Origin of the sequence: Paenibacillus sp. FSL R10-2796 (assembly GCF_037965315.1) — a bacterium.
Taxonomy (GTDB): domain Bacteria; phylum Bacillota; class Bacilli; order Paenibacillales; family Paenibacillaceae; genus Paenibacillus_AQ; species Paenibacillus_AQ odorifer.
Genome location: NZ_CP150178.1, coordinates 1 through 26,335 on the forward strand (window position 1 = coordinate 1; position 26,335 = coordinate 26,335).

At 46.0% G+C, this 26,335-nt stretch carries 16 protein-coding genes and 4 rRNA genes; 19 read left to right on the plus strand and 1 reads right to left on the minus strand.

Annotated elements, in window-relative coordinates; translation table 11 throughout:
* The 6 genes from dnaA to gyrB all read left to right on the plus strand — a co-directional run bounded on the left by dnaA (position 1) and on the right by gyrB (position 6,329).
* The gene (dnaA, locus tag NST58_RS00005) at positions 1 to 1,347 is read left to right on the plus strand and encodes a chromosomal replication initiator protein DnaA (protein WP_036677741.1); all 1,347 of its coding nucleotides are present in this window, start codon (positions 1 to 3) and stop codon (positions 1,345 to 1,347) included.
* Positions 1,348 to 1,544: 197 nt separating this feature from the next.
* The gene (dnaN, locus tag NST58_RS00010) at positions 1,545 to 2,687 is read left to right on the plus strand and encodes a DNA polymerase III subunit beta (RefSeq protein ID WP_036677739.1); all 1,143 of its coding nucleotides are present in this window, start codon (positions 1,545 to 1,547) and stop codon (positions 2,685 to 2,687) included.
* Between the two features lie 48 nt (positions 2,688 to 2,735).
* Positions 2,736 to 2,963 carry a S4 domain-containing protein YaaA gene (yaaA, locus tag NST58_RS00015; RefSeq protein ID WP_036677736.1) on the plus strand — a complete coding sequence of 76 codons (228 nt, stop codon included), beginning with the start codon at positions 2,736 to 2,738 and terminating at the stop codon, positions 2,961 to 2,963.
* Between the two features lie 23 nt (positions 2,964 to 2,986).
* Positions 2,987 to 4,105, plus strand: coding sequence for a DNA replication/repair protein RecF (recF, locus tag NST58_RS00020; protein ID WP_248548866.1), 1,119 nt, complete (start codon positions 2,987 to 2,989; stop codon positions 4,103 to 4,105).
* 17 nt (positions 4,106 to 4,122) lie between these two features.
* A complete protein-coding gene (locus NST58_RS00025; RefSeq protein ID WP_036677731.1) occupies positions 4,123 to 4,371 on the plus strand; it encodes an extracellular matrix/biofilm biosynthesis regulator RemA family protein in 249 nt (82 codons plus the stop codon).
* A gap of 47 nt (positions 4,372 to 4,418) precedes the next feature.
* The gene (gene gyrB / locus NST58_RS00030; protein WP_036677726.1) at positions 4,419 to 6,329 is read left to right on the plus strand and encodes a DNA topoisomerase (ATP-hydrolyzing) subunit B; all 1,911 of its coding nucleotides are present in this window, start codon (positions 4,419 to 4,421) and stop codon (positions 6,327 to 6,329) included.
* 80 nt (positions 6,330 to 6,409) lie between these two features.
* Here gyrB and NST58_RS00035 read toward each other — a convergent pair whose 3' ends face one another.
* Positions 6,410 to 7,285, minus strand: coding sequence for a YheC/YheD family protein (locus NST58_RS00035; protein WP_076282221.1), 876 nt, complete (start codon positions 7,283 to 7,285; stop codon positions 6,410 to 6,412).
* Between the two features lie 356 nt (positions 7,286 to 7,641).
* Between NST58_RS00035 and gyrA the strand changes: the two genes are divergently transcribed.
* The 13 genes from gyrA to NST58_RS00100 all read left to right on the plus strand — a co-directional run bounded on the left by gyrA (position 7,642) and on the right by NST58_RS00100 (position 26,273).
* Positions 7,642 to 10,206 (plus strand): DNA gyrase subunit A, encoded by a 2,565-nt coding sequence (gene gyrA / locus NST58_RS00040; RefSeq protein ID WP_036677722.1) that lies wholly within the window; start codon positions 7,642 to 7,644, stop codon positions 10,204 to 10,206.
* Positions 10,207 to 10,462: 256 nt separating this feature from the next.
* The gene (locus NST58_RS00045) at positions 10,463 to 11,560 is read left to right on the plus strand and encodes an HD-GYP domain-containing protein (protein ID WP_076124333.1); all 1,098 of its coding nucleotides are present in this window, start codon (positions 10,463 to 10,465) and stop codon (positions 11,558 to 11,560) included.
* A gap of 380 nt (positions 11,561 to 11,940) precedes the next feature.
* Positions 11,941 to 13,498: ribosomal RNA gene (locus NST58_RS00050) — 16S ribosomal RNA — on the plus strand.
* A gap of 262 nt (positions 13,499 to 13,760) precedes the next feature.
* Positions 13,761 to 16,687: ribosomal RNA gene (locus NST58_RS00055) — 23S ribosomal RNA — on the plus strand.
* A 128-nt stretch (positions 16,688 to 16,815) separates the two neighbouring features.
* A 5S ribosomal RNA gene (gene rrf, locus NST58_RS00060) occupies positions 16,816 to 16,932 on the plus strand.
* The 16S, 23S and 5S rRNA genes sit together here, the layout of an rRNA operon.
* 154 nt (positions 16,933 to 17,086) lie before the next feature.
* The gene (locus NST58_RS00065) at positions 17,087 to 18,703 is read left to right on the plus strand and encodes an ABC transporter substrate-binding protein (protein WP_076278188.1); all 1,617 of its coding nucleotides are present in this window, start codon (positions 17,087 to 17,089) and stop codon (positions 18,701 to 18,703) included.
* On the plus strand, positions 18,700 to 19,689 hold the full coding sequence (locus tag NST58_RS00070) for an ABC transporter permease (protein ID WP_339245589.1): 990 nt from the start codon (positions 18,700 to 18,702) through the stop codon (positions 19,687 to 19,689). The genes NST58_RS00065 and NST58_RS00070 overlap by 4 nt, the downstream gene beginning before the upstream one ends.
* Positions 19,686 to 20,552, plus strand: coding sequence for an ABC transporter permease (locus tag NST58_RS00075; RefSeq protein ID WP_143762006.1), 867 nt, complete (start codon positions 19,686 to 19,688; stop codon positions 20,550 to 20,552). Before NST58_RS00070 ends, NST58_RS00075 begins: the two co-directional genes overlap by 4 nt.
* Positions 20,552 to 21,316, plus strand: coding sequence for an ABC transporter ATP-binding protein (locus tag NST58_RS00080; RefSeq protein WP_076278190.1), 765 nt, complete (start codon positions 20,552 to 20,554; stop codon positions 21,314 to 21,316). The genes NST58_RS00075 and NST58_RS00080 overlap by 1 nt, the downstream gene beginning before the upstream one ends.
* Positions 21,307 to 22,056, plus strand: coding sequence for an ATP-binding cassette domain-containing protein (locus tag NST58_RS00085; RefSeq protein WP_076220663.1), 750 nt, complete (start codon positions 21,307 to 21,309; stop codon positions 22,054 to 22,056). Before NST58_RS00080 ends, NST58_RS00085 begins: the two co-directional genes overlap by 10 nt.
* Before the next feature lie 21 nt (positions 22,057 to 22,077).
* Positions 22,078 to 23,136, plus strand: coding sequence for an aminotransferase class V-fold PLP-dependent enzyme (locus NST58_RS00090; RefSeq protein ID WP_339245594.1), 1,059 nt, complete (start codon positions 22,078 to 22,080; stop codon positions 23,134 to 23,136).
* A gap of 2 nt (positions 23,137 to 23,138) precedes the next feature.
* Positions 23,139 to 24,290, plus strand: a complete 1,152-nt coding sequence (locus tag NST58_RS00095) for an amidohydrolase family protein (RefSeq protein WP_076278192.1) — start codon at positions 23,139 to 23,141, stop codon at positions 24,288 to 24,290.
* Between the two features lie 424 nt (positions 24,291 to 24,714).
* Positions 24,715 to 26,273 (plus strand): 16S ribosomal RNA (locus NST58_RS00100).
* Positions 26,274 to 26,335 lie beyond the last annotated feature (62 nt).

Consider the following 26,335-nt stretch of genomic DNA (forward strand, 5'->3'; position numbering starts at 1 on the left):
GTGGACAGCCATACTTCCGAATTATGGCAGCAAATTTTATCGATTATTCAAACCAAATTAAGCAAGCCGAGCTTTGATACCTGGTTTAAGGCTACTAAAGCGATAACCTTCAACTCCCAGGTTCTCATTATCTCGGCACCTACAACGTTTGCAGTAGAATGGCTGGAAAGTCGTTACACCAAACTGGTAGGAGCAACCGTCTACGAAGTCACAGGGAAACAAGTGGATGTAAAATTCGTGATTGAAGAAAGCAAGCCGCCTGAGCTTGTGGTTCAACAATCCGCTCCGACTCCCGTAGTATCAAGAGAAGAAGCACAAACGCATCTGCTCAATCCAAAGTACACTTTTGACACCTTTGTAATCGGCTCTGGGAACCGCTTTGCTCATGCAGCCTCACTGGCAGTGGCCGAAGCACCAGCCAAAGCATACAATCCCTTGTTTTTATACGGTGGTGTAGGTCTGGGCAAAACCCATTTGATGCACGCAATTGGGCACTATGTCCTGGAACATAACCCAAATAACAAGGTAATTTACATCTCGTCTGAGAAATTCACGAATGAATTTATCAATTCGATCCGTGATAACCGCGGTGAAAGCTTCCGTAACAAGTATCGTAATGTTGACATTTTGCTTATCGACGACATTCAATTCCTCGCTGGAAAAGAGTCTACACAGGAGGAGTTTTTCCATACTTTCAATGCGCTCCACGAAGAACGCAAGCAAATTATCATCTCCAGCGACCGACCACCAAAGGAAATTCCCACACTGGAAGAACGGCTGCGTTCCCGGTTCGAATGGGGCTTGATTACGGATATTCAACCACCAGATCTGGAGACCCGGATTGCGATTTTACGCAAAAAGGCTAAGGCAGAGAACCTTGATATCCCTAATGAGGCCATGATGTATATTGCCAACCAGATTGACACCAATATTCGTGAGCTTGAGGGTGCATTAATCCGGGTAGTTGCTTATTCTTCGCTTACCAACCAGGATGTAACCACTCATTTGGCAGCTGAAGCGCTCAAGGATATTATTCCTTCCAGTCGTCCCAAGATGATCACCATCGCTGATATTCAGCAAAAAGTCGGAGAATACTACAATTTGCGCCTTGAAGACTTCAAAGCACGCAAAAGAACCAAAGCCGTAGCGTTTCCACGTCAAATCGCAATGTATCTATCCCGTGAACTAACGGATTATTCGCTGCCTAAGATTGGTGAGGCTTTCGGAGGACGTGACCATACGACCGTAATTCATGCGCACGATAAAATTACACAGGCATTAAAGGTCGATCAGGAGTTGTACAAAGTGGTAAATAATCTTGCGGAGAAAATTAAAAATCCTTCCTAAGAGGAACAAAGAGCCTATACACAATCTATACACATGTGGGTAGGCTTAATTTTATGCTGTTTGGTGGGGTTATCCACATATTCGTCGCCCCTACTACTAATACTATTAAATAACTATAATAATTCATCATGTAAAGACGCGTAATTAACAGACTCAAATCCATCGAAATTCCCAATTTTTCAGCTAGGAGTGAAATCATGAAAATAAGCATTCTTAAAAATGAGCTCAACGAATCCATTCAACACGTATCCAAAGCTATATCCAGCAGAACAACAATCCCTATTTTGACCGGTATTAAACTGGAAGTTAGCCATCAAGGCGTCACATTAACTGCAAGTGATACCGATATTTCTATTCAATCGTTTATTCCAGCAGAGAATGACAGCCACACCATCGTGAAGATAGATCAGCCAGGAAGTGTTGTCCTTCCCGCTAAATTTTTCGTCGAGATTATTAAGAAGCTGCCCTCCAAAGAAATCCACATGGAAGTAAAAGAAGGATTCCAAACGTACATTTCTTCCGGATCCACTGAGATTCAGATGGTAGGTTTAGACCCTGAAGAATTCCCAGTGTTACCGAGCATTGAAGAGAATGACACGATCTCTCTACCAGGTGATTTGCTGAAAAATATGATTAAACAAACAGCCTTTTCTATTTCTACCCAAGAGACAACTCCGATATTAACGGGTATACTATGGAATCTGAGTGACAATGAGTTTAAGTTTACAGCGACTGACCGTCACCGCTTGGCAACAAGAGCTGCTAAACTTGAAGGCACGGAAAATGTCAATTTCGGAAATATTGTTATTGCCGGTAAAACCCTTAATGAGCTCAGCAAAATTATCCCTGACCAAAATATGCTGGTTGATATTGTCGTTGCGGATAATCAAGTACTCTTCAAAATCGACAAAGTACTGTTTTATTCACGGATCCTAGATGGGATTTATCCTGATACTTCTAGAATTATTCCAACAACCTACAAAACAGAACTAACTTTAGATACAAAAAAATTAAGCGAATCGATTGATCGTGCTTATTTGCTGTCCCGGGAAGAAAAAACAAATATTGTTCGTATGCAGACGCTTGATCAAGGCGGTATTGAAATTTCTTCAAGCTCATCAGAGCTGGGTAAGGTTCGCGAGGAACTTGAAGTCATTGATTTCAAAGGTGAACCTCTCAAAATATCTTTCAACTCGAAATATATGCTTGATGTATTAAAGGTCATAGAGAGTGAGCAGCTCGTTATTGCATTTACAGGGATGATGAGTCCGATCATTTTGAAACCACTTGACCAAACCAATAGCTTGTATATCATTTTGCCTTACCGTACAACAAATTAATGCCAACATTCATGAACATGTGGATAAGTGGCTGAAAGGATAAAAACCATGAAAAAAATACTTATCCACAGTGGATACATTAAGCTGGACCAATTTCTGAAACTCGCAGATTGTGTATCCACAGGTGGAATGGCCAAAGCTTTATTGCAGGAAGGTCACGTATTGGTCAACGGAGAGGTAGAGGAACGGCGCGGCAGAAAACTTTATCCGGGTGACAAAATCGAAGTGCAGGATAACGGTACCTTTGAGGTTGAAGGCGGAGGAGTAAAAGAGTAGTACGCTAGGGGAGGAACCATTTCGTGTTTGTTAAAAATATCGGTCTGCAGCATTATCGGAATTACGGGCTGCTGCGTCTGGAGAGCCTGGGCGATGTGAATCTGATTCTGGGTCAGAACGCCCAAGGCAAAACAAACCTCATGGAGGCATTGTTCGTCCTGGCGATGACCAAAAGCCACCGCACCTCTAAGGACCGCGAACTTATCTCCTTCGATGCCCCCGGAGATGCAGCTCAGATCGTTGCCGAGGTGGAACGCAAGTATGGCGATCTCAAGCTGGAGCTCACCCTATCTGCCAAAGGTAAAAAAGCCAAGATCAATGGTTTGGAGCAGCGGCGCCTTAGTGAGTTTGTTGGATCTCTGAATGTGGTCATGTTTGCACCGGAAGATTTAGAGATTGTAAAAGGGACCCCTGGTATCAGACGGCGTTTTCTTGATATGGAGATCGGCCAAGTCCAGCCTAGTTATCTATTTCACCTACAGCAGTATCAAAAAGTTCTCTTGCAAAGAGGTAATCTCTTAAAGCAATTATGGGGAAAAGAGGCTGCAGGGAAAGAGCTTCTGGAAATCTGGGATGCTCAACTTGTAGAGCATGGTGTTAAAATCGTCAAAAAAAGGAAACAATTCATAAAGAAGCTGCAAATATGGGCTGAAAGCATTCACCGGGGGATTACGAACGGCGGAGAAGAACTGAAATTGCTCTATGTCCCCTCTTTCGGCGATCGGGATGAGGAAGATGAAGCTGTCTTATTAGACAATTTTATGTTAAAGTTATCACAAACGAGAGAACAAGAAATCAGGCGCGGCATGACGCTGACGGGTCCCCATCGGGATGACCTGTCCTTTTTTATCAACGGAAGGGAAGCTCAGGTCTACGGTTCTCAAGGACAGCAGCGTACCACGGCTTTATCGCTTAAGCTGGCGGAAATCGAGCTGATCCATGAGGAAATCGGAGAATATCCTGTGCTGCTTCTTGATGATGTTTTATCCGAGCTTGATCCTTACCGCCAGACCCAGCTTATTGAAACCTTTCAAAGCAAGGTACAGACATTCATTACCGCTACCGGAATTGAGGGTCTGAATGCCGATAAATTAAAGGGCGCCAGCCTATTTCATGTTCATGATGGAAAAGTTGAGTTATAAAAGAGCGGAGGACGATCATGTATATTCATTTGGGCGGGGAGAAGATCATTAGGTCTTCGGAGTTAATTGCTATATTTGATATTTCGATTGAGAAATCTTCCAAGGTATCTAAGCAATTCGTTATTCACTCTGAGCAGGATAAGAAGCTTGAGCGGATTGGCGAAGAGGAAGCAAAATCTATTGTCGTAACTAAAAATATCGTGTATTACTCCCCCATTTCCTCCTCCACTCTTAAAAAAAGAGCCAAAATTTTGCTCGAAATATAACTTGCATTGGGTAACAAAGAGATAATCAGAAAGAAGTAGGTGAAGGCATGTCAATGAATCAACCGACATATGATGAGAGCCAGATTCAGGTACTGGAAGGGCTGGAAGCGGTTCGGAAACGTCCGGGCATGTATATTGGTTCGACTAGTTCTAAAGGTCTCCATCACTTGGTATGGGAGGTCGTCGATAATAGTATCGATGAGGCACTCGCAGGTTATTGTGACCGGATTCAAGTGATTATACATGAGGATAACGCGATCACTGTTATCGATAATGGACGTGGCATACCTGTAGGTGAGAATGTAAAGCTTAAGAAGTCGACGCTTGAAGTCGTAATGACCGTGCTGCATGCAGGCGGTAAATTCGGCGGTGGCGGATATAAAGTTTCCGGTGGTTTGCATGGTGTGGGTATCTCTGTAGTGAATGCCTTGTCTGAAAAGGTCCTTGTTAAGGTCAAACGTGACGGTCATATCTACCAACAGGAATATAGACGTGGTGCACCGCAGTATGACATCAAAATCGTTGGCGATTCAGATGAGACAGGAACGACTACAACCTTTCATCCGGATCCTGAAATATTTACGGAAACCACAGTTTTTGAATATTCGACACTGCTTACTCGTATTCGGGAGCTGGCTTTTCTTAACAAAGGAATCGAGCTTTCACTTCATGATGAGCGGACGGATGTCACCAACGTGTTCAAATACGAGGGTGGTATCGTTGAATATGTGAAATATTTGAATGAGAAAAAAGAAGCACTACATGAGGATCCGATCTACGTGGAAGGCTCACGCGATATGATCCAAGTTGAAGTGGCTCTCCAATATAACGATTCGTATACTGAGAACATCTACTCTTTTGCGAATAATATTAATACGCATGAGGGCGGAACGCATGAATCCGGCTTTAAAAGTGCGCTGACCCGTATCATCAACGATTATGCTCGTAAAGCGGGAGTATTGAAGGATAGCAATTCGAATCTGACTGGTGATGACGTGCGTGAAGGATTGACAGCCATTATTTCTGTCAAAATTCCAGATCCACAATTCGAAGGTCAAACGAAAACTAAGCTCGGAAATAGTGAAGTGCGGGGTATCGTAGAATCACTGTTCGGAGAGAAATTACAAGAGTTCCTGGAAGAAAACCCAGCAGTATCACGTCGCGTTCTTGAGAAGTCACTTTCCGCGTCGCGCGCACGAGAAGCTGCCCGTAAGGCACGTGAGTTAACCCGTCGGAAGAGTGCGCTTGAAGTCAGTGCTCTGCCTGGTAAACTCGCCGACTGTTCATCCAAGGATGCCTCGATCAGCGAACTATACATCGTCGAAGGTGACTCAGCGGGTGGATCGGCTAAGCAAGGCCGGGATCGCCATTTTCAAGCGATTCTACCGTTGCGTGGTAAGATCCTAAACGTTGAAAAAGCTCGCCTTGACCGTATTTTATCTAACGCCGAGATCCGCGCCATCATTACGGCTTTGGGCACAGGGATCAGCGATGACTTTGACTTATCGAAGGCTCGCTATCATAAAGTCGTTATTATGACCGATGCCGACGTCGATGGAGCCCATATTAGAACGCTATTATTAACGTTCTTCTATCGTTACATGCGGAAGCTAGTAGACGCGGGTTATATCTATATTGCACAGCCTCCTCTCTTTAAGATTGAGCGCAATAAGGTTATCCGCTACGCAGGCAGCGAGAAGGAACGCGATGATATTATCGCTTCTTTTGGAGAAAATGCTAAGGTTAACGTCCAACGTTACAAAGGTTTGGGAGAGATGAATGCAACCCAACTTTGGGACACAACGATGGACCCTGAGACCCGTATGATGCTCCAGGTTACGATTGAAGATGCGATGCTGGCAGATAGTATTTTTGATACACTTATGGGTGACAATGTTGAACCAAGACGTGACTTTATCCATGAGCATGCCAAGAACGTTAGATACCTTGATGTGTAAGAACAATATTTAATACAACCTCCGGCTTCTATTCCTAACGGAATGAGAACGCTGGAGGTTCTTTGATTTCAAGCTTCTTTTTAGGCTCTTGTAGATTGTTTATTGCGGGTCGAATAAGGGGATTTTCTTGCTTTTACACGTCCATAGGCTACGGCATAGCGATGTATTTTACGATAGATTGATTTATCAGGAAATAATTTGAATACAGCAATGGACGGAAGAGTGTTGACTTCCAGCAGCCACATATCCAGATGTTGATCCATGGCAATATCCAGACCAATCTCTTTGATTCCTGGATAGGCAGATTGAAGCTGTGTCGCGATTTGTATACCCAAAGCTTTTAAGTGATTGATCGTAACTAGGACTTCAGAGGGCGGCATATAATTTTTTAGTAGAGTACTTACGGAAAGGATACTGCCTCCACTGTGATAATTGGTGACGATTTTTTGAGGGGCAGCTACTCTTCCAAGCATTCCTGTTGTTTCCCATACTCCTGATGGAGTCTTTTGGGTAAGAACCCGAAGATCAAAAGGGCGGTCTTGATGACGCAGAAGGTCAATCCCTTTTTGAATCAAATAGGTTCGATTCTGAATTCGTTTCTGTAAGTTCTCATACAGCTCTTCTGGTGAGAAAAACACTTCCGCAGTCTTCCCATATCTTAAAATATACAAGATCTGTTCTTCGGGCTCTTCTTTATTAACGTTATCGAGGTCGGTACCGTGTTCAGCTTTCTGTTTGCTAGTGCTAAGAGTTACAGTACGCTGCTCAGCTCTCATTACACCGATACCATAACTTCCTCGATCTGGCTTAATATAGACCATTGTATATAACGCAAGCATCTCCTTAAGAGCATTGACATCGAATTTACGGGTATCAGGCACATATTGCAATAGAGAGTGATTTTGAAGGATGACTTTCGTTTTAGCCCATTTGCTTGGGACGCGTTGAATCTTCATTATCTTCCTCCTTATGAGTTTTGTGCAGGAATAGGTCCTTTGGGTTCCTTGTTGTAAAAAATGCAGTGGCAGCATAATCTTTGACAGCTGAAAATCAGGACAAGCTACCTAAACAATGGTATAATATAAGGATATGGGGTTATGCCTTATCGAACGATATTAGGATAATAAAACCGTGTTTCTTGTCTTTACAGTCTATGTAGTAAAGATATTTGCGGAAAGGGCAAATACCCTGATAAGCGCAAAAAGAAATCAATATTAGAAGATAAAAGGCTATCATGTTTAATTGTGCTACTTTTGTGAAAGTAATATAATTAAGGGTAGCGGTTTTTTAACTGAAGGAGGTCCAGCAACTCATGGCTGAACAAAATAACCCACAAGTCAAAGATCGGGACATTGGCGTGGAAATGCGTGAATCCTTTATGGATTACGCAATGAGCATCATTGTTAGCCGGGCTTTGCCAGATGTGCGGGACGGACTCAAGCCGGTTCACCGACGCATTTTGTTTGCGATGTCGGAGCTTGGAATGTCTGCGGATAAGCCTCATAAGAAATCTGCAAGAATCGTCGGTGAGGTTATCGGTAAGTACCACCCTCACGGTGACTCAGCTGTCTATGAAACAATGGTACGGATGGCTCAGGATTTCTCGATGCGCTATATGCTTGTAGACGGTCACGGGAACTTTGGTTCGATCGATGGTGATATGGCCGCGGCGATGCGGTACACAGAAGCCCGTCTCTCCAAGATTGCAGGCGAAATGCTTCGTGATTTGAACAAAGAGACAGTTGACTTCGCACCCAACTATGATGGTGAAGAGAATGAGCCGGTTGTATTGCCAGCCCGTTATCCGAATCTGCTCGTAAATGGGGTATCTGGTATTGCTGTAGGTATGGCTACTAATATTCCACCGCATAACCTTGGTGAAGTTATCGATGGTGTGCAGGCGATGATTAAGAATCCTGATATCACGCCAATGGAATTGATGGAGTTTATCCAAGGTCCGGATTTCCCTACGGCTGGATATATTTTGGGTCGTGAGGGCATTCGTCAGGCTTATCGTACGGGACGTGGTTCAGTGACCATGCGTGCGAAGGCAACGATCGAAGAGAACAACGGCAAGGCTCGCATCATTGTGCATGAGCTTCCATACCAGGTTAACAAAGCAAGATTGGTTGAGAAAATCGCAGAATTAGTACGTGAGAAACGGATCGAAGGTATAACGGATCTTCGAGATGAGTCTGACCGTAACGGTATGCGTGTAGTTGTTGAGATGAGACGCGATGTTAATCCAAATGTAGTATTAAACAATCTATATAAACATACTTCTATGCAATCCACATTTGGGATCAACATGCTTGCCATCGTAAATAACGAGCCGAAAATTCTTAATCTGCGTGATGTACTTTATCATTATTTGCAGCACCAGATTGAAGTTATTCGTCGTCGTACTATATTTGATCTTAAAAAAGCTGAAGCACGCGCTCATATCTTAGAAGGTCTGCGCATTGCGCTTGATCATCTGGATGAGGTGATTGCGTTAATCCGTGCTTCACGGACAACTGATATAGCCCGCGAAGGCTTAATGAGCACCTTTAGCCTCAGTTTAGAGCAGGCTCAGGCTATCCTCGATATGCGGATGCAACGTCTGACCGGTCTGGAACGGGAAAAGATCGAGAATGAATATAACGAATTGATCGTTAAAATTGCAGAGTACCGTGAAATTCTGGCTAACGAGCATCTTGTACTGGAAATCATCAGCAACGAGCTGCAGGATATCCGTGATAGATATTCTGATGAACGCCGGACAGAGATCACGGTTGGTGAAGAAAGTATCCTGGATGAAGACCTTATTCCACGTGAAGAGGTTGTTATCACTATTACACATACAGGATATATCAAACGTCTACCTGTCAGCACCTACCGCAGTCAGAAGCGCGGAGGTCGCGGAGTCATGGGGATGGACACCAAGGACCAGGATTTTGTGGAGCATCTCTTCGTGAGTAACTCTCATAACTATCTGATGTTCTTTACCGATAAGGGTAAAGTTTACCGGATTAAAGCTTATGAGATCCCAGAATTGGGCCGTACAGCCCGGGGGACGCCAATCATCAACCTGATTCAAATCGAACAAGGTGAGAAGATTAGTGCAGTAATCCAAGTGGAAGATGGCGATAGCGATAAATATTTATTCTTTGCTACCCGCGAGGGTATCGTGAAGAAGACGCCTCTTGGGGATTATAACAACATCCGTAAAGGCGGTCTTATTGCTATTAATCTTCGTGAAGAAGATTCCCTGATCGAGGTTAAGCTGACTGATGGACAGCAAAATCTCATTATCGGTACAGCTCGCGGAATGTCGATTACGTTCTCAGAGAATGATGTGCGTTCTATGGGACGTAGCGCGACTGGCGTTAAGGGTATTACGCTTGACGGTAATGACCATGTCATTGGTATGGACTGTGTCGATAAGGAGCTTGAGGTTCTGATTGTTACTACCAAGGGCTATGGTAAACGGACACCAGCTGGTGATTATCGTTCCCAGACTCGTGGCGGTAAAGGGATCAAGACCATTAATCTCACCGATAAGAATGGTCCTGTAGTGGGTCTTAAGGTCGTTAAGAAGGATGAAGACTTAATGATCATTACGACTAGCGGTACCCTGATTCGTACCAGCATGGATGGAATTTCTACTATGGGCCGTTATGCTCAAGGGGTTAAGCTGATTAACATCCGTGAGGATGACGCAGTAGCTACTCTGTGTAGAGCTGACAAGAACGAAGAGGATGAATCTGAGGAAGTGGAAGGTCTGGAAGGCTTGGAAGGGCAAGAAGGCCTGGATGGGCAAGATACAGTCGAGGAATCTGGCGATATTGATCAGCCTGAGATCCTGACTGAGGACGAAGACACTGACTTAGAATAGGTTGAATTCAAAAAAGAGCAAGGGCTTCTATTACAGAAGTTCTTGCTCTTTTTGTTGCTTTTTGAATGACCGATGCTTCAAAAAATAAAATAAATATTTTGAAAGAATAGTTTTCACTGCACTAGTGTCTTCCATTTATCCGTACTATAATTAGCCAATAGAATCCTATAAAGTACTAATTTCTCAGAAATTATCTGTCTTATCAATGTGAGGTAATGCTGGGTGTACGGCTTATAGAAATTAAGGGGCTGAGTATATGCCAAATATATTGGTTGGAGAAGTTAAAGCAGGCTCAAAGATAATAAAGGATGTAATTACACCTTTAGGGGGGACTTTATTCACTAAGGGAAAAATATTGCTCCCTCGTGATCTAGATATTTTACAGGCTTTTTTGATTGGGCAAGTGGAAATCGAAGGTGACCAAGGTGAGGCGAGTTCGGATGGAGCCAAAACAACAGCTAAGCAAGCCTCCCCTAAAGCTGGAGCCATTATCAACGAATCGATGTTGGCCAAGACTAATTCTCCTCTACATGATGAATACGATAAAATGCTCACTCTTATTAAGAACAGCTATCGATCGGTAACGGCAGCTTCACTTCCTATTTTTGAGCTTCGCAGTCAGTTAGAGACATTAATAGGTTATTTGAAGGATTATCATGTCTTGAAGTTTACACCGCGCACTTTAAAATATGAGGATTACAACTATCACAATGCTGTGTTGTCCGCGTTGACCTCCTATAAAATCGCTCAGTGGTGTGGGTACCCACAAAAGGATTGGATGCAGATTGCTTTTGCAGGATTATTACATGATATCGGCAATGCAAAAGTAGACAGCTCACTTTTACAGAAACCGGAGTCACTTAACAATAGTGAAATAGAAGAGGTTCGCCGACACACTACATATGGTTATCAATTATTACGCAATGTTACAGCGATTAATGAAGGGGTAAGACTTGCCGCCTTGCAGCATCATGAGAAGATTGATGGCTCTGGTTATCCATTGAAGCTGGACGGCAGTCAGATTCATTTCTACGCTAAAGTAGTCGCAGTAGCAGATATATTCCATGCTATGACCTTAGAAAGAGCCTACAGAAGAGCACAGTCTCCTTATTTGGTACTAGAGCAGATTCTGACAGAAAGCTTCGGTAAGCTTGACCCAGTGATTGTGCAGACGTTTATACAGAAGAGTACTGATCTCTTTAATGGCACTAGAATCAAATTAAGTGATGGCCGTCATGGGGAGATTATCTTCACAGATCGCGCAAACCCTACACGTCCGATGGTTAAGATAGAGGAAACAATAGTTAATTTGATGTTGGAACGTGAATTGTATATTCAAGAAATCATTGCTTAGGGCGTAGGTACAAAGGAATAAGGCTGTGCTAGCCATTATATATTGCAGTATTGAGGCTTTTGGCAGCACAGTCTCTCATTTATCTAGTATATTTCAAAAAAACTCTTGCAATGCAACTCCATACATGATATATTCTAAGTCCGGCCAAGAAGTACACATGCCGAGCTCGAAAAAGAAGTTAAAAAAAGAGCTTGACATTAAATAGCCGAACATGATATAGTATAAGAGTTGCTGCTGAGACATTAAACGGCGCCAACGAGAACTTGATCTTTGAAAACTGAACAACGAGTGAGTAGGAAATCACGCAAGTGAAATCCAAAATTAGAGAATTAATTTTCTCGTCAGATGTTTCAAAATGAGCATATCGCTCTTTTCAATACTAATTGGAGAGTTTGATCCTGGCTCAGGACGAACGCTGGCGGCGTGCCTAATACATGCAAGTCGAGCGGAGTTGTTTTGAAAGCTTGCTTTCAAAACAACTTAGCGGCGGACGGGTGAGTAACACGTAGGCAACCTGCCCTTCAGACTGGGATAACTACCGGAAACGGTAGCTAATACCGGATAATTTCTTTTTTCTCCTGAGAGAAGAATGAAAGACGGAGCAATCTGTCACTGAGGGATGGGCCTGCGGCGCATTAGCTAGTTGGTGGGGTAACGGCCCACCAAGGCGACGATGCGTAGCCGACCTGAGAGGGTGAACGGCCACACTGGGACTGAGACACGGCCCAGACTCCTACGGGAGGCAGCAGTAGGGAATCTTCCGCAATGGGCGAAAGCCTGACGGAGCAACGCCGCGTGAGTGATGAAGGTTTTCGGATCGTAAAGCTCTGTTGCCAGGGAAGAACGTCCGGTAGAGTAACTGCTATCGGAGTGACGGTACCTGAGAAGAAAGCCCCGGCTAACTACGTGCCAGCAGCCGCGGTAATACGTAGGGGGCAAGCGTTGTCCGGAATTATTGGGCGTAAAGCGCGCGCAGGCGGCTATTTAAGTCTGGTGTTTAAACCTTGGGCTCAACCTGAGGTCGCACTGGAAACTGGGTGGCTTGAGTACAGAAGAGGAAAGTGGAATTCCACGTGTAGCGGTGAAATGCGTAGATATGTGGAGGAACACCAGTGGCGAAGGCGACTTTCTGGGCTGTAACTGACGCTGAGGCGCGAAAGCGTGGGGAGCAAACAGGATTAGATACCCTGGTAGTCCACGCCGTAAACGATGAGTGCTAGGTGTTAGGGGTTTCGATACCCTTGGTGCCGAAGTTAACACAGTAAGCACTCCGCCTGGGGAGTACGGTCGCAAGACTGAAACTCAAAGGAATTGACGGGGACCCGCACAAGCAGTGGAGTATGTGGTTTAATTCGAAGCAACGCGAAGAACCTTACCAGGTCTTGACATCCCTCTGAATCTGCTAGAGATAGCAGCGGCCTTCGGGACAGAGGAGACAGGTGGTGCATGGTTGTCGTCAGCTCGTGTCGTGAGATGTTGGGTTAAGTCCCGCAACGAGCGCAACCCTTAACTTTAGTTGCCAGCAAGTAATGTTGGGCACTCTAGAGTGACTGCCGGTGACAAACCGGAGGAAGGTGGGGATGACGTCAAATCATCATGCCCCTTATGACCTGGGCTACACACGTACTACAATGGCCGGTACAACGGGAAGCGAAGCCGCGAGGTGGAGCCAATCCCATCAAAGCCGGTCTCAGTTCGGATTGCAGGCTGCAACTCGCCTGCATGAAGTCGGAATTGCTAGTAATCGCGGATCAGCATGCCGCGGTGAATACGTTCCCGGGTCTTGTACACACCGCCCGTCACACCACGAGAGTTTACAACACCCGAAGTCGGTGGGGTAACCCGCAAGGGAGCCAGCCGCCGAAGGTGGGGTAGATGATTGGGGTGAAGTCGTAACAAGGTAGCCGTATCGGAAGGTGCGGCTGGATCACCTCCTTTCTATGGAGAATCGTTCTCTGCAATGAGAACATTCAAATCGGAAGCTCAGCTTCCAAAACTCAGGTTTAGGCCTGTTACTCACTCGTTGCTCAGTTTTGAGAGTTTAAGCTCTCAAGTAAGACTTGATCCTTGAAAACTGGATACCGAAACGAATTTGCGTTTTAGAACATCTTTTAGCAACTTGTGTAAGCAAGTAAATGTTATTAGTGAGATGATTCCAAAGAGAATGTCATCGTATGATATTTTCCTGCGGAAAAATCAAGGTTAAGCTAATAAGAGCACACGGAGGATGCCTAGGCGCCAGGAGCCGACGAAGGACGTGGCGAACAACGAAACTGCCTCGGGGAGCTGTAAGCAAGCTTTGATCCGGGGGTGTCCGAATGGGGAAACCCAGCTGTGGTAATTCGCAGTTACTCATTTCTGAATACATAGGAAATGTAGAGGCAGACCAGGGGAACTGAAACATCTAAGTACCCTGAGGAAGAGAAAACAATAGTGATTCCGTCAGTAGCGGCGAGCGAACGCGGAACAGCCTAAACCTAAGAGCTTGCTCTTAGGGGTTGTGGGACGTCTCACATGGAGTTACAAAGGAATATGGTAGGCGAAGAGGTCTGGAAAGGCCCGCGATAGAGGTAAAAGCCCTGTAACCTAAACTGTGTTCTCTCCGAGACGGATCCCGAGTAGTGCGGGGCACGTGAAACCCCGTATGAATCCAGCAGGACCATCTGCTAAGGCTAAATACTACCTGGCGACCGATAGTGAAACAGTACCGTGAGGGAAAGGTGAAAAGCACCCCGGAAGGGGAGTGAAATAGAACCTGAAACCGTGTGCTTACAAAAAGTCAGAGCCCTATTAATGGGTGATGGCGTGCCTTTTGTAGAATGAACCGGCGAGTTACGTTTAACATGCAAGGTTAAGCCGAGAAGGTGGAGCCGCAGCGAAAGCGAGTCTGAATAGGGCGAATTAGTATGTGGACATAGACCCGAAACCGTGTGATCTACCCCTGTCCAGGGTGAAGGTGCGGTAACACGCACTGGAGGCCCGAACCCACGTACGTTGAAAAGTGCGGGGATGAGGTGGGGGTAGCGGAGAAATTCCAATCGAACTCGGAGATAGCTGGTTCTCCCCGAAATAGCTTTAGGGCTAGCCTCGGTATAAGAGTAGTGGAGGTAGAGCACTGATTGGGTGCGGGGTCCGCAAGGATTACCAAGCTCAGTCAAACTCCGAATGCCATATACTTATTGCCGGGAGTCAGACAGTGAGTGCTAAGATCCATTGTCAAAAGGGAAACAGCCCAGACCATCAGCTAAGGTCCCCAAGTGTGTGTTAAGTGGGAAAGGATGTGGAGTTGCACAGACAACCAGGATGTTGGCTTAGAAGCAGCCACCATTGAAAGAGTGCGTAATAGCTCACTGGTCGAGTGACTCTGCGCCGAAAATGTAACGGGGCTAAACACACCACCGAAGCTATGGCTAGATACGTATGTATCTGGGGTAGGGGAGCGTTGTGTAGGGGTTGAAGGTGTACTGAAAAGAGCGCTGGACACTACACAAGTGAGAATGCCGGTATGAGTAACGAAAAGATCAGTGAGAATCTGATCCGCCGAAAGCCCAAGGTTTCCTGAGGAAGGCTCGTCCGCTCAGGGTAAGTCGGGACCTAAGGCGAGGCCGAAAGGCGTAGTCGAAGGACAACAGTTTGAAATTACTGTACCACCGTAATCCGCTATGAGCGATGGGGTGACGCAGGAGGGTAGTGACGCGGACTGATGGATGTCCGTCTAAGCAGTGAGGCTGATGTGTAGGCAAATCCGCACATCGATAAGGCTGGGCTGTGATGGGGAGCGAAAATTGTAGTAGCGAAGGTCATGATCTCACACTGCCAAGAAAAGCCTCTAGCCAGGAGAAGGTGCCCGTACCGCAAACCGACACAGGTAGGCGAGAAGAGAATTCTAAGGCGCGCGGAAGAACTCTCGTTAAGGAACTCGGCAAAATGACCCCGTAACTTCGGGAGAAGGGGTGCCCCGGTAGTGTGAATAGCACGAGGGGGCCGCAGTGAAAAGGCCCAAGCGACTGTTTAGCAAAAACACAGGTCTGTGCGAAGCCGCAAGGCGAAGTATACGGGCTGACGCCTGCCCGGTGCTGGAAGGTTAAGGGGAGTGGTTAGGGGTAACCCGAAGCTATGAACCGAAGCCCCAGTAAACGGCGGCCGTAACTATAACGGTCCTAAGGTAGCGAAATTCCTTGTCAGGTAAATTCTGACCCGCACGAATGGCGTAACGACTTGGGCGCTGTCTCAACGAGAGATCCGGTGAAATTTTAATACCTGTGAAGATGCAGGTTACCCGCGACAAGACGGAAAGACCCCATGGAGCTTTACTGCAGCTTGATATTGAATTTGGGTACGATCTGTACAGGATAGGTGGGAGCCGTAGAAATCGGAGCGCAAGCTTCGGTGGAGGCGCCGTTGGGATACCACCCTGATCGTATCTAGGTTCTAACCTAGTACCCTTATCGGGTACGGGGACCGTGTCAGGCGGGCAGTTTGACTGGGGCGGTCGCCTCCTAAAGAGTAACGGAGGCGTTCCAAGGTTCCCTCAGAATGGTTGGAAATCATTCGCAGAGTGCAAAGGCATAAGGGAGCTTGACTGCGAGACCTACAAGTCGAGCAGGGACGAAAGTCGGACTTAGTGATCCGGTGGTACCGCATGGAAGGGCCATCGCTCAACGGATAAAAGCTACCCTGGGGATAACAGGCTTATCTCCCCCAAGAGTCCACATCGACGGGGAGGTTTGGCACCTCGATGTCGGCTCATCGCATCCTGGGGCTGAAGTAGGTCCCAAGGGTTGGGCTGTTCGCCCATTAAAGCGGTACGCGAGCTGGGTTCAGAACGTCGTGAGACAGTTCGGTCCCTATCTGTCGTGGGCGCAGGAAATTTGAGAGGAGCTGTCCTTAGTACGAGAGGACCGGGATGGACGTACCGCTGGTGCACCAGTTGTTCCGCCAGGAGCATGGCTGGGTAGCTACGTACGGACGGGATAAGCGCTGAAAGCATCTAAGCGTGAAGCCCCCCTCAAGATGAGATTTCCCAATTAGTAAGACCCCTTGAAGACGACGAGGTAGATAGGTTGGAGGTGGAAGTGCAGTAATGCATGGAGCTGACCAATACTAATCGGTCGAGGGCTTATCCTATACGTAGAATGCAAATTTGTTTCGGATTCAGTTTTCAGGCATCAAGCCTGTAACACGCTTAGAAATTCATTCTCACTTCTGGTGATGAACCGAATTTCACGCGGCAGCGTCTGTTTCACAGACGCATGTTTGGTGGCGATAGCGGAGGGGTTCCACGCGTACCCATCCCGAACACGACCGTTAAGCCCTCCAGCGCCGATGGTACTTGGACCGAAGGGTCCTGGGAGAGTAGGACGTTGCCAAGCACACAAGACCACTGTTGAGTAATCGACAGTGGTCTTTTTGTTATGTATATTTACTTAAGGATTGTTGCAAATTAAATTATGTTTGACAGACTAGAGTGTTTAACCCATAATACAATTCATACTAAACATATAAGAATTATAGGGGGAGCGAATTATGTCGTACTTTAGTGTATCTATTAAGAAACCGATTCTGTTGGGGGCAATAGCAGTTTTGCTATTGATGTTAATTGCAGGGTGCTCGGGGTCTAATAATAAGGCTGATTCAAATAAAGAGGCACAGGAAAGTGCGAGTCCGGCAACTCAAAGTCCTCAAACTGCAGAACCTGCAACGGGAGGGACTTTCGTCTATGGACGACCTGCTTCTGTAACTTCGCTGGATTTGCATAATCAGATTACGTCCAACAATGCTTTTGCAATCGACAAAGTTTTTGAATCATTAGTCGCTTTTGACAGCAAAGGTGAAATTGTAGATTGGCTTGCTAAGTCACATAATATCAGTGAAGATGGTCTGACGTATACATTCGAGCTTCGTGATGGGTTGAAGTTTTCCAATGGTACGGATGTGACCGCAGAAGATGCTGTATTCTCTCTTGAGCGGCACTTGAAGGTAGGCGGCCCGCTGGCAATATCCGCAAAAGTCGACACAATCAAAGCGCAAGATAACAAAACGCTTGTTATTACACTTAAAGAGCCTTATACACCATTTATCTCGGAGCTATCTAATTTCTCAAATGGTATCCTTCCTAACAATTTCGGTGGATTATCCGAAGAAGAATTCTTCAAGAAACCAATCGGTACGGGACCTTTTGTTGTTGAAACATGGGACACTGCAGGTGATCTGACCTTCACTAAGAATACATTCTACTGGCAAGAAGGTAAACCCTATATTGATAAGCTCGTTTATAAACTGATTGAAGATGACAGTCAAGCGATTAACCAGCTGAAGGCTGGAGAAGTTAATGCTATTGAATCTTTGGCCCTGCAAAATGCCAATGAGATTAAAGATGGGGCTGACACTAAAGTAGTTACTAACGGTAGTTGGGTGACAGAGCAATTGTTCTTTAATACGTTGGATGAACATTTTTCTGATGTGCATGTCCGTCGCGCTCTGGCGCTGGCGCTTGATCGTGAGGGCTTGACCAAGGCGCTAACCTTTGGTTATGCACAAACAGCAAACTCATTGCTGCCAACAACGATTCCTTATAACGCAAATGATACAATCAAAGCACTGAACTTTAATATCGAAGCAGCCAAGGAGGAGCTTGCCAAATCTGCCTTCCCTAATGGCTTCACTACCAAATTACTTGTAGCATCCGGTAATAGCACAAGAGCTCAAGAGGCACAAATTATTCAGGCAGCGGGCCAAACGATCGGGATTAAGATTGAGATTGAATCGATTGAACTTGCCACTTTCCGTGAACGTTTCTTCGCATATGATTTTGCGGCAATGCTGAACAGCGGCCAAGCGGATTCCCCTGAAGCGAACTCAATTATTGCTTTCCAGACCGATCCGGAAGGCTTCAGCAAATCATATTGGACGCATTATACAAATGATGAAGTAACGAAGCTTCTATATGAGGGACAAAAAACTGCGGATGGAGATGAACGTGCACAAATCTATACTAAGCTGCTGCAGACCCTTGCTGATGAAGTTCCTTATATTCCGCTTTACTATCCAGATGTTTTAAAAGGTATTCGTTCTTCAGTTGACGGTCTCGTTGTTCTACCAAACGGCAGTGCCCGTTTCGAAGATGTCCGCATCAGCCAATGATGAATCTTAAGCAGGTGTTAAATCAACCGAAAGGAAGCAAGGGTTCTTACAACTGGCTTGTGATATCTCTTATAAAAGCATTGGCAGTGATCTTCTGCGTAATGATAGCAGTCTTTTTCATCATACGAATCGTGCCGGGAGATCCAGCAAAAATGATTTTGGGAGAATACAGCACCCCTGAGGCGCTCAAGAGTATGCATCATACTCTTGGGCTGGACCTCCCTTTATGGGAGCAATTCATCCGATTTGTGAAGACGCTGTTTACTCAAGGAGATACTGGAGACTCCATTATTATAGGGACATCAACAAGAGAGTTGATTACACAACGGGCCCCTGTTACTTTGCTGCTCATCGTGATGGCTTGTGTGTTGGCGATTTTCGTATCCCTTCTGCTCGCTACGGTAGCCGCTACGCATAAGGATAAACTGCTGGACCATTTGATACGTATTTTTCCTACAATTACTCTAGGTATGCCAATCTTCTGGGTTGGCTTACTTTTAATTTTGCTCTTTAGTGTCCGGCTTGGCTGGTTCCCTGTTGGGGGAGTAAGTGAAGGGTGGGTCGGAACCTTGCATAGTCTTGCACTTCCAGCAATCACTGTTGCTTTTTCACAGGTTCCTACGCTTGTTCGTTCATTAAGAGCGCAGATGCTTGAAGTGTTAGAATCGGATTTTGTAGTCACCCTTAAGGCTGCGGGCATACCAAACAGGGTTATTTTATTTAAACATGTGCTGCGCAACTCTGCTCTTCCTACGTTAATGCTGCTGGGTGTGAATATTTCTTATTTAATCGGAGGCACCTTGGTCGTTGAGCAGGTATTTGGAATTAAGGGAATTGGCAGCTTATTGTTCACTTCAATTTCGAAACGGGACTTTCCGGTTATTCAAGGAATAGCACTTTACTGTGCGCTATCTGTTGTGATCATCAGTCTCTTGATTGAAATCATTTCCTGGTGGCTTGATCCCAGAACGAAAGGAAAACAATGAAAACTATAAGACTAGACTCGCGATTGTATGAAGACGGTAAGATAACAAGCGGCTTACAGCGAATATGGAATACCCCATCACTTCTAGTGGGAATTATTATGTTTGCAGCTCTTATTCTCTTGACTGTGTTTATACCTTATATAAGTCCTTATGACCCCTCTGAGCAAAATTTGAGTGCCTTTTTACAGCCTCCGTCAGCCGAGCATTGGTTGGGAACTGATCAATTAGGGCGTGATTTGTTTACTAGACTGATCTATGCAGCGAGGACTGATTTGAAAATCATGGTCTTGGCAGAAATCATTCCCTTTTGCACAGGTGTATTTCTAGGAATGCTGGCAGGATATTACGGCAAATGGATCGATACAGTTATTACGCTGTTGTCAGATACATTCATCGCCTTTCCTTTTTATCTGATCGTTATTATCGTGGCTTTTGCCAGTGGAGCAGGAGAACGAGGCATTTATATTACTTTTATCTTTGTAGGATGGATTGTCTTTGCCCGTGTCGTCAGAGGTCTTAGTGCTTCTTTTCGTAATCAGGAATGGGTGGCGTCCGCTCAAACCTTAGGGCTACCAGGAGTGAAAATTATTTTGCGTCATCTCCTGCCGAATGTACTTCCGCAAGCCGTGGTCGTCCTTATGACAGATATGATTGGATTGCTTGTTGCCATTGTTACACTCGGGTATCTTGGTATCGGCATTACACCGCCAACTCCTGACTGGGGGACAATGATTTCAGATGGACAGCCCTTCATCACTACAGCTTGGTGGCTCTCGGCCGTTCCGGGATTTGCAGTGGTGTATACGGGGATAGCTTTGTCGCTCCTAGGTGATGGTTTGGCAGACATATGGAGGAAAAAATAATGTCTATACAACCCATTTTAGAAATAGAGGCGCTATCGCTGGCAGCTAAGTCAAATGAGAGATTGGTCAATAATGTTAGTTTTTCGCTGGGTAAAGGGGAGAGTCTGGGATTAGTAGGTGAATCGGGATCAGGAAAATCGCTTACGCTGCGTGCAATTTTAGGCTTGCTTCCAAATGGTGTTGAACAGACTGGTGGCACCATTAAAAGTGAGGTAAGCAGTGCAATGGTATTTCAAGATCCAAGAGGTGCGCTTGATCCGCTCTGTACGGTTGTCAAACAACTGGCTGAAGTTGTGTATTACAGACAGAGAGTAAGCCGTAAGACCTCGCGGGTAATTGCACTGGAACTGCTCGAAAGGCTTGGTCTCCCCGATTCTTTGAAGAAAAAGGACCGGTATCCGAGTCAGCTTTCAGGCGGTCAGTGTCAACGGGTAGTCATCGCTCTGGCACTGGCGTGCAAGCCAGGCATACTTCTCTGTGATGAGCCGACAACGGCACTGGACGTCACGGTTCAACGGCAAATTATTGAGACGATCACGAGCCTCCAGCATGAGCTCAGTTTTGCCATGGTATTTGTTACGCATAACCTAGCGATTGCAGCAAACTTGTGTTCACGGCTATGTGTAATGAAACAGGGACAGATTGTTGAGCGGGGCAATACCCTTGATATTTTGCGAAATCCGAAAGACCCTTACACACAGATGCTGATTGATTCGGTGCTTCCTTTGCCAGAGCTTGAAGGGAGTAGAGACTCATGGAATTAGTCTTACAAATAAAAGATTTAACTGTTCATTATGGCGGCTTTACTGCACTGGATCATATCAATCTGAATCTTGAGCAGCACACCACCCTTGGGCTTGTTGGAGAATCCGGATCAGGGAAATCTACGCTGGCGCGGGTAATTGCTGGACTGATTGCCCCAAATGAGGGACAGATTCTGTTGGGAACCCAAGAATTAAAAAAGAAAAGAAGCCGTGAGCAGCACAAAACAATCCAGATGATTTTCCAAAATCCAGATGCTTCGCTAAATCCTAAACATTCGATTAGGCAAATTCTTTCCGAGCCCTTATTGTTTCATAAAATAGTGGGGCGTACAGATGTTGAACAAAGATGCAAAGAGCTTTTGAATCAAGTTCATTTAGAACAAAAGGCGTTAGACAAATTCCCGCATGAATTTTCCGGCGGCCAGCGTCAACGGATAGCGATCGCTCGTGCATTAAGTGTTGAGCCAAACATCCTGATCGCGGATGAACCTACAAGTGCGTTGGATGTATCTGTGCAGCTTAGTGTGCTCGAACTGTTCAATACGCTGAAGGCTGAGCTTAATCTCACCATGCTTTTTATTTCTCATGATCTAGGAGTAATCAATGCAATTAGCGATACGGTAGCAGTTATGCGGCAAGGAAAGCTCGTGGAGCAGAGTCCGCGGGACCAATTCTTCATCCGTCCTAAACATGAATACAGTTATGAGCTGTTGTCGGCGGTTCCGAAAATGCCAAAATAAAGTACATCAGGAGGTTTTTTTATGAACCGAGAACATAAAGGATACGTGCCACTTTCACTGGCTGAGTACAATAAGCTAACACATTTAATTTCCAAAGTCTTGTTTACTGAGCACCCTCCAGTTATTATTCCGGCTGAGGCAATCCTTGGAATCGAGGCGGTAGCCGCCGGAATAGCTGCACCCGGTCGAACCATTGTAAATATAGTAACAGGTCCTTATGGAAGTTTATTTGGAAAATGGCTTGAGCGGGGTGGAGCAACGGTTGTTGAAGTAAAGGTTCCTTTTGATGAAGTGGTCACTAGCGACCAAGTTGCTTCCGCGATTAAGGAGTTTAAACCTTGTGCCCTTTCTTTTGTTCAAGCTGAAGTGGTTACTGGAGGCTCTAATCCTGCTAAAGAAATATTTGAAATTGCAAAAGAATTCAATCTTATTACTGTGTCTGACTCCGTATCTGCGGTTGGGGGAGAGGCCCTGCTGGTGGATGAATGGTTCGTTGATTTTGCAGTTATAGGTGCGCAAAAAGCCTTAGCTGGACCCAACGGTGTTAGTGCCGTAAGTATTTCTCCACGTGGCTGGGAATTTCTTGAGTCGAATGAAAATGCTCCACGCAATTCTATTTTATCCTTGCTGGATCTGAAACCATCACTGGGAGACGCCGCGCCATTTCGGGTTGCCCCAAACATTCCTACGCTGGAGGCTAGAGCCTTGACTCAAGCTTTGACACGAATTGAAGAAGAAGGATTGGATCAAGTAATCAAACGCCATGAGCGAGCCGCAGCAGCTGCTGTAGCTGGTATTAAATCCTTGGGGCTTGAGCCTTGGCAAAAGGACAGCAGACATTATTCTACGCTGACTACAACGGTGCGGATTTCTGGAAAGCAAGAGTTGCGGATTGAGCAGCCTATAGGCATTGTGGCTCCCGGAGACGGAGAATTATTTGGCCATCTTTTACGGATCAACCATTTTGGAACGAATGCTGAGCGGCAAAGTGTGGAGAAGGCTATATCCACGCTTGCCGAACTGTTGAAACAAGACCCAGTTCAGGCATTAGCAGCTGTTCGGCTGGCATGGGGGGAATGAGGATGATTCATAAGCATCCAGAGCTGCAGACGTTCAATGATATTTTTATAGCAGGTATCGAAGGCAGACGTTTTGATGTCGTGATAAAGGATGGTCGTTTTTCATCCATTACTGAAGCGGAGCCGCATCAAGTAGAGTCAAATCTTGCAGGAACAGATCTGTGGCTAAGTCCGGGTATTATTGATCTGCATACGCATTTAGCTTGGACAGATTTTGACCACTCTGATCAATTGAAGCGCGATGCCAACGAGATCGAAATTATGCAGGCACAAGCTTTTGAAGCTACTCTTAGAACGGGTGTAACGACTGCCCGTGATGCAGGTGGGATTCTGCCGAGCACAGTGCAGCATCTTGTTCAGCAATATCAGCATCCATTAAGAGTGCAGACCAGTAGCGATATGATTGGAGCAGCAGATGCCCGTGGTCTCAAGCATTTAGAACAACGCATGGCGGAAATCTTTGCTACAGGAGCGGGTTGGATAAAAATCATGGCCACAGGCGGGCTTGGAGCACCTACCGAGAAAGTTGTTGACCCGATCTTTTCCGAAGAAGAGTTCTCGTTCATTGTTCGTAATGCACATGCCCATGATAAGAAGGTACTGGTTCATACCTGGGGCGGAGTGACGATAGACTGGTCCATCCAGGCCGGCGTGGAATCAATAGAGCATGGGATGTTTCTAACTGACGATCAGGCAGGAAGACTTGCTAACTCGAGGGTAGCGTTTGTGCCCACCACATCAATTTATCGTATTGCTGCAGACCCAAAAGGCGTTCTAGCGTTGAACCCGATCATTTGCGACCGAGCTGCCCGCGCTGCCGAATGTCATTCCAAGGCCATTCATTATGCAAAAAGAGAAGGCGCTCGTATTGGATTCGGTACAGATTATGCCACACCTGCACTACATGGCTATAACCTTCAAGAACTGGATACATTGATTGATTATGGCTTAACTCGGAGAGAAGCGTGGCAGGCTGCGACTAAAAGTGCTGCTGATATTCTGGGGAGCGGTAACGAGCTGGGACAAATTGCAGAAGGTTTTATTGCAGATGCTGTTGTTTTCAAAGTGGATCCATATGAAGCGCACAATGCGGAGGCACTTCGAAGCAATATCATTGCCGTAATTACTGGAGCGAAGGAAGCGGAATTAATCTAAAATCGTCTAAGCTTCTTCTAAAATACAACTGTTATCTTCTGCAGTTGTTTTTTTACTTTCTAGATAATTAGATGATAAGTGGAGGTAGTTATTATAATACGATATACATAGATGATGTTTTATGCTTTTGATTTTATATAAAAAAACTCTTGCAATGCATCTCCATACATGATATATTCTAAGTCCGGCCAAGAAGTACACATGCCGAGCTCGAAAAAGAAGTTAAAAAAAGAGCTTGACATTAAATAGCCGAACATGATATAGTATAAGAGTTGCTGCTGAGACATTAAACGGCGCCAACGAGAACTTGATCTTTGAAAACTGAACAACGAGTGAGTAGGAAATCACGTAAGTGAAATCCAAAATTAGAGAATTAATTTTCTCGTCAGATGTTTCAAAATGAGCATATCGCTCTTTTCAATACTAATTGGAGAGTTTGATCCTGGCTCAGGACGAACGCTGGCGGCGTGCCTAATACATGCAAGTCGAGCGGAGTCATTTTGAAAGCTTGCTTTCAAAATGACTTAGCGGCGGACGGGTGAGTAACACGTAGGCAACCTGCCCTTCAGACTGGGATAACTACCGGAAACGGTAGCTAATACCGGATAATTTCTTTTTTTCTCCTGAGAGAAGAATGAAAGACGGAGCAATCTGTCACTGAGGGATGGGCCTGCGGCGCATTAGCTAGTTGGTGGGGTAACGGCCCACCAAGGCGACGATGCGTAGCCGACCTGAGAGGGTGAACGGCCACACTGGGACTGAGACACGGCCCAGACTCCTACGGGAGGCAGCAGTAGGGAATCTTCCGCAATGGGCGAAAGCCTGACGGAGCAACGCCGCGTGAGTGATGAAGGTTTTCGGATCGTAAAGCTCTGTTGCCAGGGAAGAACGTCCGGTAGAGTAACTGCTACCGGAGTGACGGTACCTGAGAAGAAAGCCCCGGCTAACTACGTGCCAGCAGCCGCGGTAATACGTAGGGGGCAAGCGTTGTCCGGAATTATTGGGCGTAAAGCGCGCGCAGGCGGCTATTTAAGTCTGGTGTTTAAACCTTGGGCTCAACCTGAGGTCGCACTGGAAACTGGGTGGCTTGAGTACAGAAGAGGAAAGTGGAATTCCACGTGTAGCGGTGAAATGCGTAGATATGTGGAGGAACACCAGTGGCGAAGGCGACTTTCTGGGCTGTAACTGACGCTGAGGCGCGAAAGCGTGGGGAGCAAACAGGATTAGATACCCTGGTAGTCCACGCCGTAAACGATGAGTGCTAGGTGTTAGGGGTTTCGATACCCTTGGTGCCGAAGTTAACACAGTAAGCACTCCGCCTGGGGAGTACGGTCGCAAGACTGAAACTCAAAGGAATTGACGGGGACCCGCACAAGCAGTGGAGTATGTGGTTTAATTCGAAGCAACGCGAAGAACCTTACCAGGTCTTGACATCCCTCTGAATCCACTAGAGATAGTGGCGGCCTTCGGGACAGAGGAGACAGGTGGTGCATGGTTGTCGTCAGCTCGTGTCGTGAGATGTTGGGTTAAGTCCCGCAACGAGCGCAACCCTTAACTTTAGTTGCCAGCAAGTAATGTTGGGCACTCTAGAGTGACTGCCGGTGACAAACCGGAGGAAGGTGGGGATGACGTCAAATCATCATGCCCCTTATGACCTGGGCTACACACGTACTACAATGGCCGGTACAACGGGAAGCGAAGCCGCGAGGTGGAGCCAATCCCATCAAAGCCGGTCTCAGTTCGGATTGCAGGCTGCAACTCGCCTGCATGAAGTCGGAATTGCTAGTAATCGCGGATCAGCATGCCGCGGTGAATACGTTCCCGGGTCTTGTACACACCGCCCGTCACACCACGAGAGTTTACAACACCCGAAGTCGGTGGGGTAACCCGCAAGGGAGCCAGCCGCCGAAGGTGGGGTAGATGATTGGGGTGAAGTCGTAACAAGGTAGCCGTATCGGAAGGTGCGGCTGGATCACCTCCTTTCTATGGAGAATCGTTCTCTGCAATGAGAACATTCAAATCGGAAGCTCAGCTTCCAAAACTCA

What these genes read in the sequence shown, in the direction of transcription:
- NST58_RS00085 (WP_076220663.1), top strand. Translation starts at nt 21,307, where the DNA reads ATGGAATTAGTCTTACAAATAAAAGATTTAACTGTTCATTATGGCGGC.
- NST58_RS00075 (WP_143762006.1), top strand. Translation starts at nt 19,686, where the DNA reads ATGAAAACTATAAGACTAGACTCGCGATTGTATGAAGACGGTAAGATA.
- NST58_RS00065 (WP_076278188.1), top strand. Translation starts at nt 17,087, where the DNA reads ATGTCGTACTTTAGTGTATCTATTAAGAAACCGATTCTGTTGGGGGCA.
- NST58_RS00070 (WP_339245589.1), top strand. Translation starts at nt 18,700, where the DNA reads ATGATGAATCTTAAGCAGGTGTTAAATCAACCGAAAGGAAGCAAGGGT.
- yaaA (WP_036677736.1), top strand. Translation starts at nt 2,736, where the DNA reads ATGAAAAAAATACTTATCCACAGTGGATACATTAAGCTGGACCAATTT.
- NST58_RS00095 (WP_076278192.1), top strand. Translation starts at nt 23,139, where the DNA reads ATGATTCATAAGCATCCAGAGCTGCAGACGTTCAATGATATTTTTATA.
- NST58_RS00080 (WP_076278190.1), top strand. Translation starts at nt 20,552, where the DNA reads ATGTCTATACAACCCATTTTAGAAATAGAGGCGCTATCGCTGGCAGCT.
- gyrB (WP_036677726.1), top strand. Translation starts at nt 4,419, where the DNA reads ATGTCAATGAATCAACCGACATATGATGAGAGCCAGATTCAGGTACTG.
- gyrA (WP_036677722.1), top strand. Translation starts at nt 7,642, where the DNA reads ATGGCTGAACAAAATAACCCACAAGTCAAAGATCGGGACATTGGCGTG.
- NST58_RS00090 (WP_339245594.1), top strand. Translation starts at nt 22,078, where the DNA reads ATGAACCGAGAACATAAAGGATACGTGCCACTTTCACTGGCTGAGTAC.
- NST58_RS00035 (WP_076282221.1), bottom strand. Translation starts at nt 7,285, where the DNA reads ATGAAGATTCAACGCGTCCCAAGCAAATGGGCTAAAACGAAAGTCATC.
- dnaN (WP_036677739.1), top strand. Translation starts at nt 1,545, where the DNA reads ATGAAAATAAGCATTCTTAAAAATGAGCTCAACGAATCCATTCAACAC.
- NST58_RS00025 (WP_036677731.1), top strand. Translation starts at nt 4,123, where the DNA reads ATGTATATTCATTTGGGCGGGGAGAAGATCATTAGGTCTTCGGAGTTA.
- NST58_RS00045 (WP_076124333.1), top strand. Translation starts at nt 10,463, where the DNA reads ATGCCAAATATATTGGTTGGAGAAGTTAAAGCAGGCTCAAAGATAATA.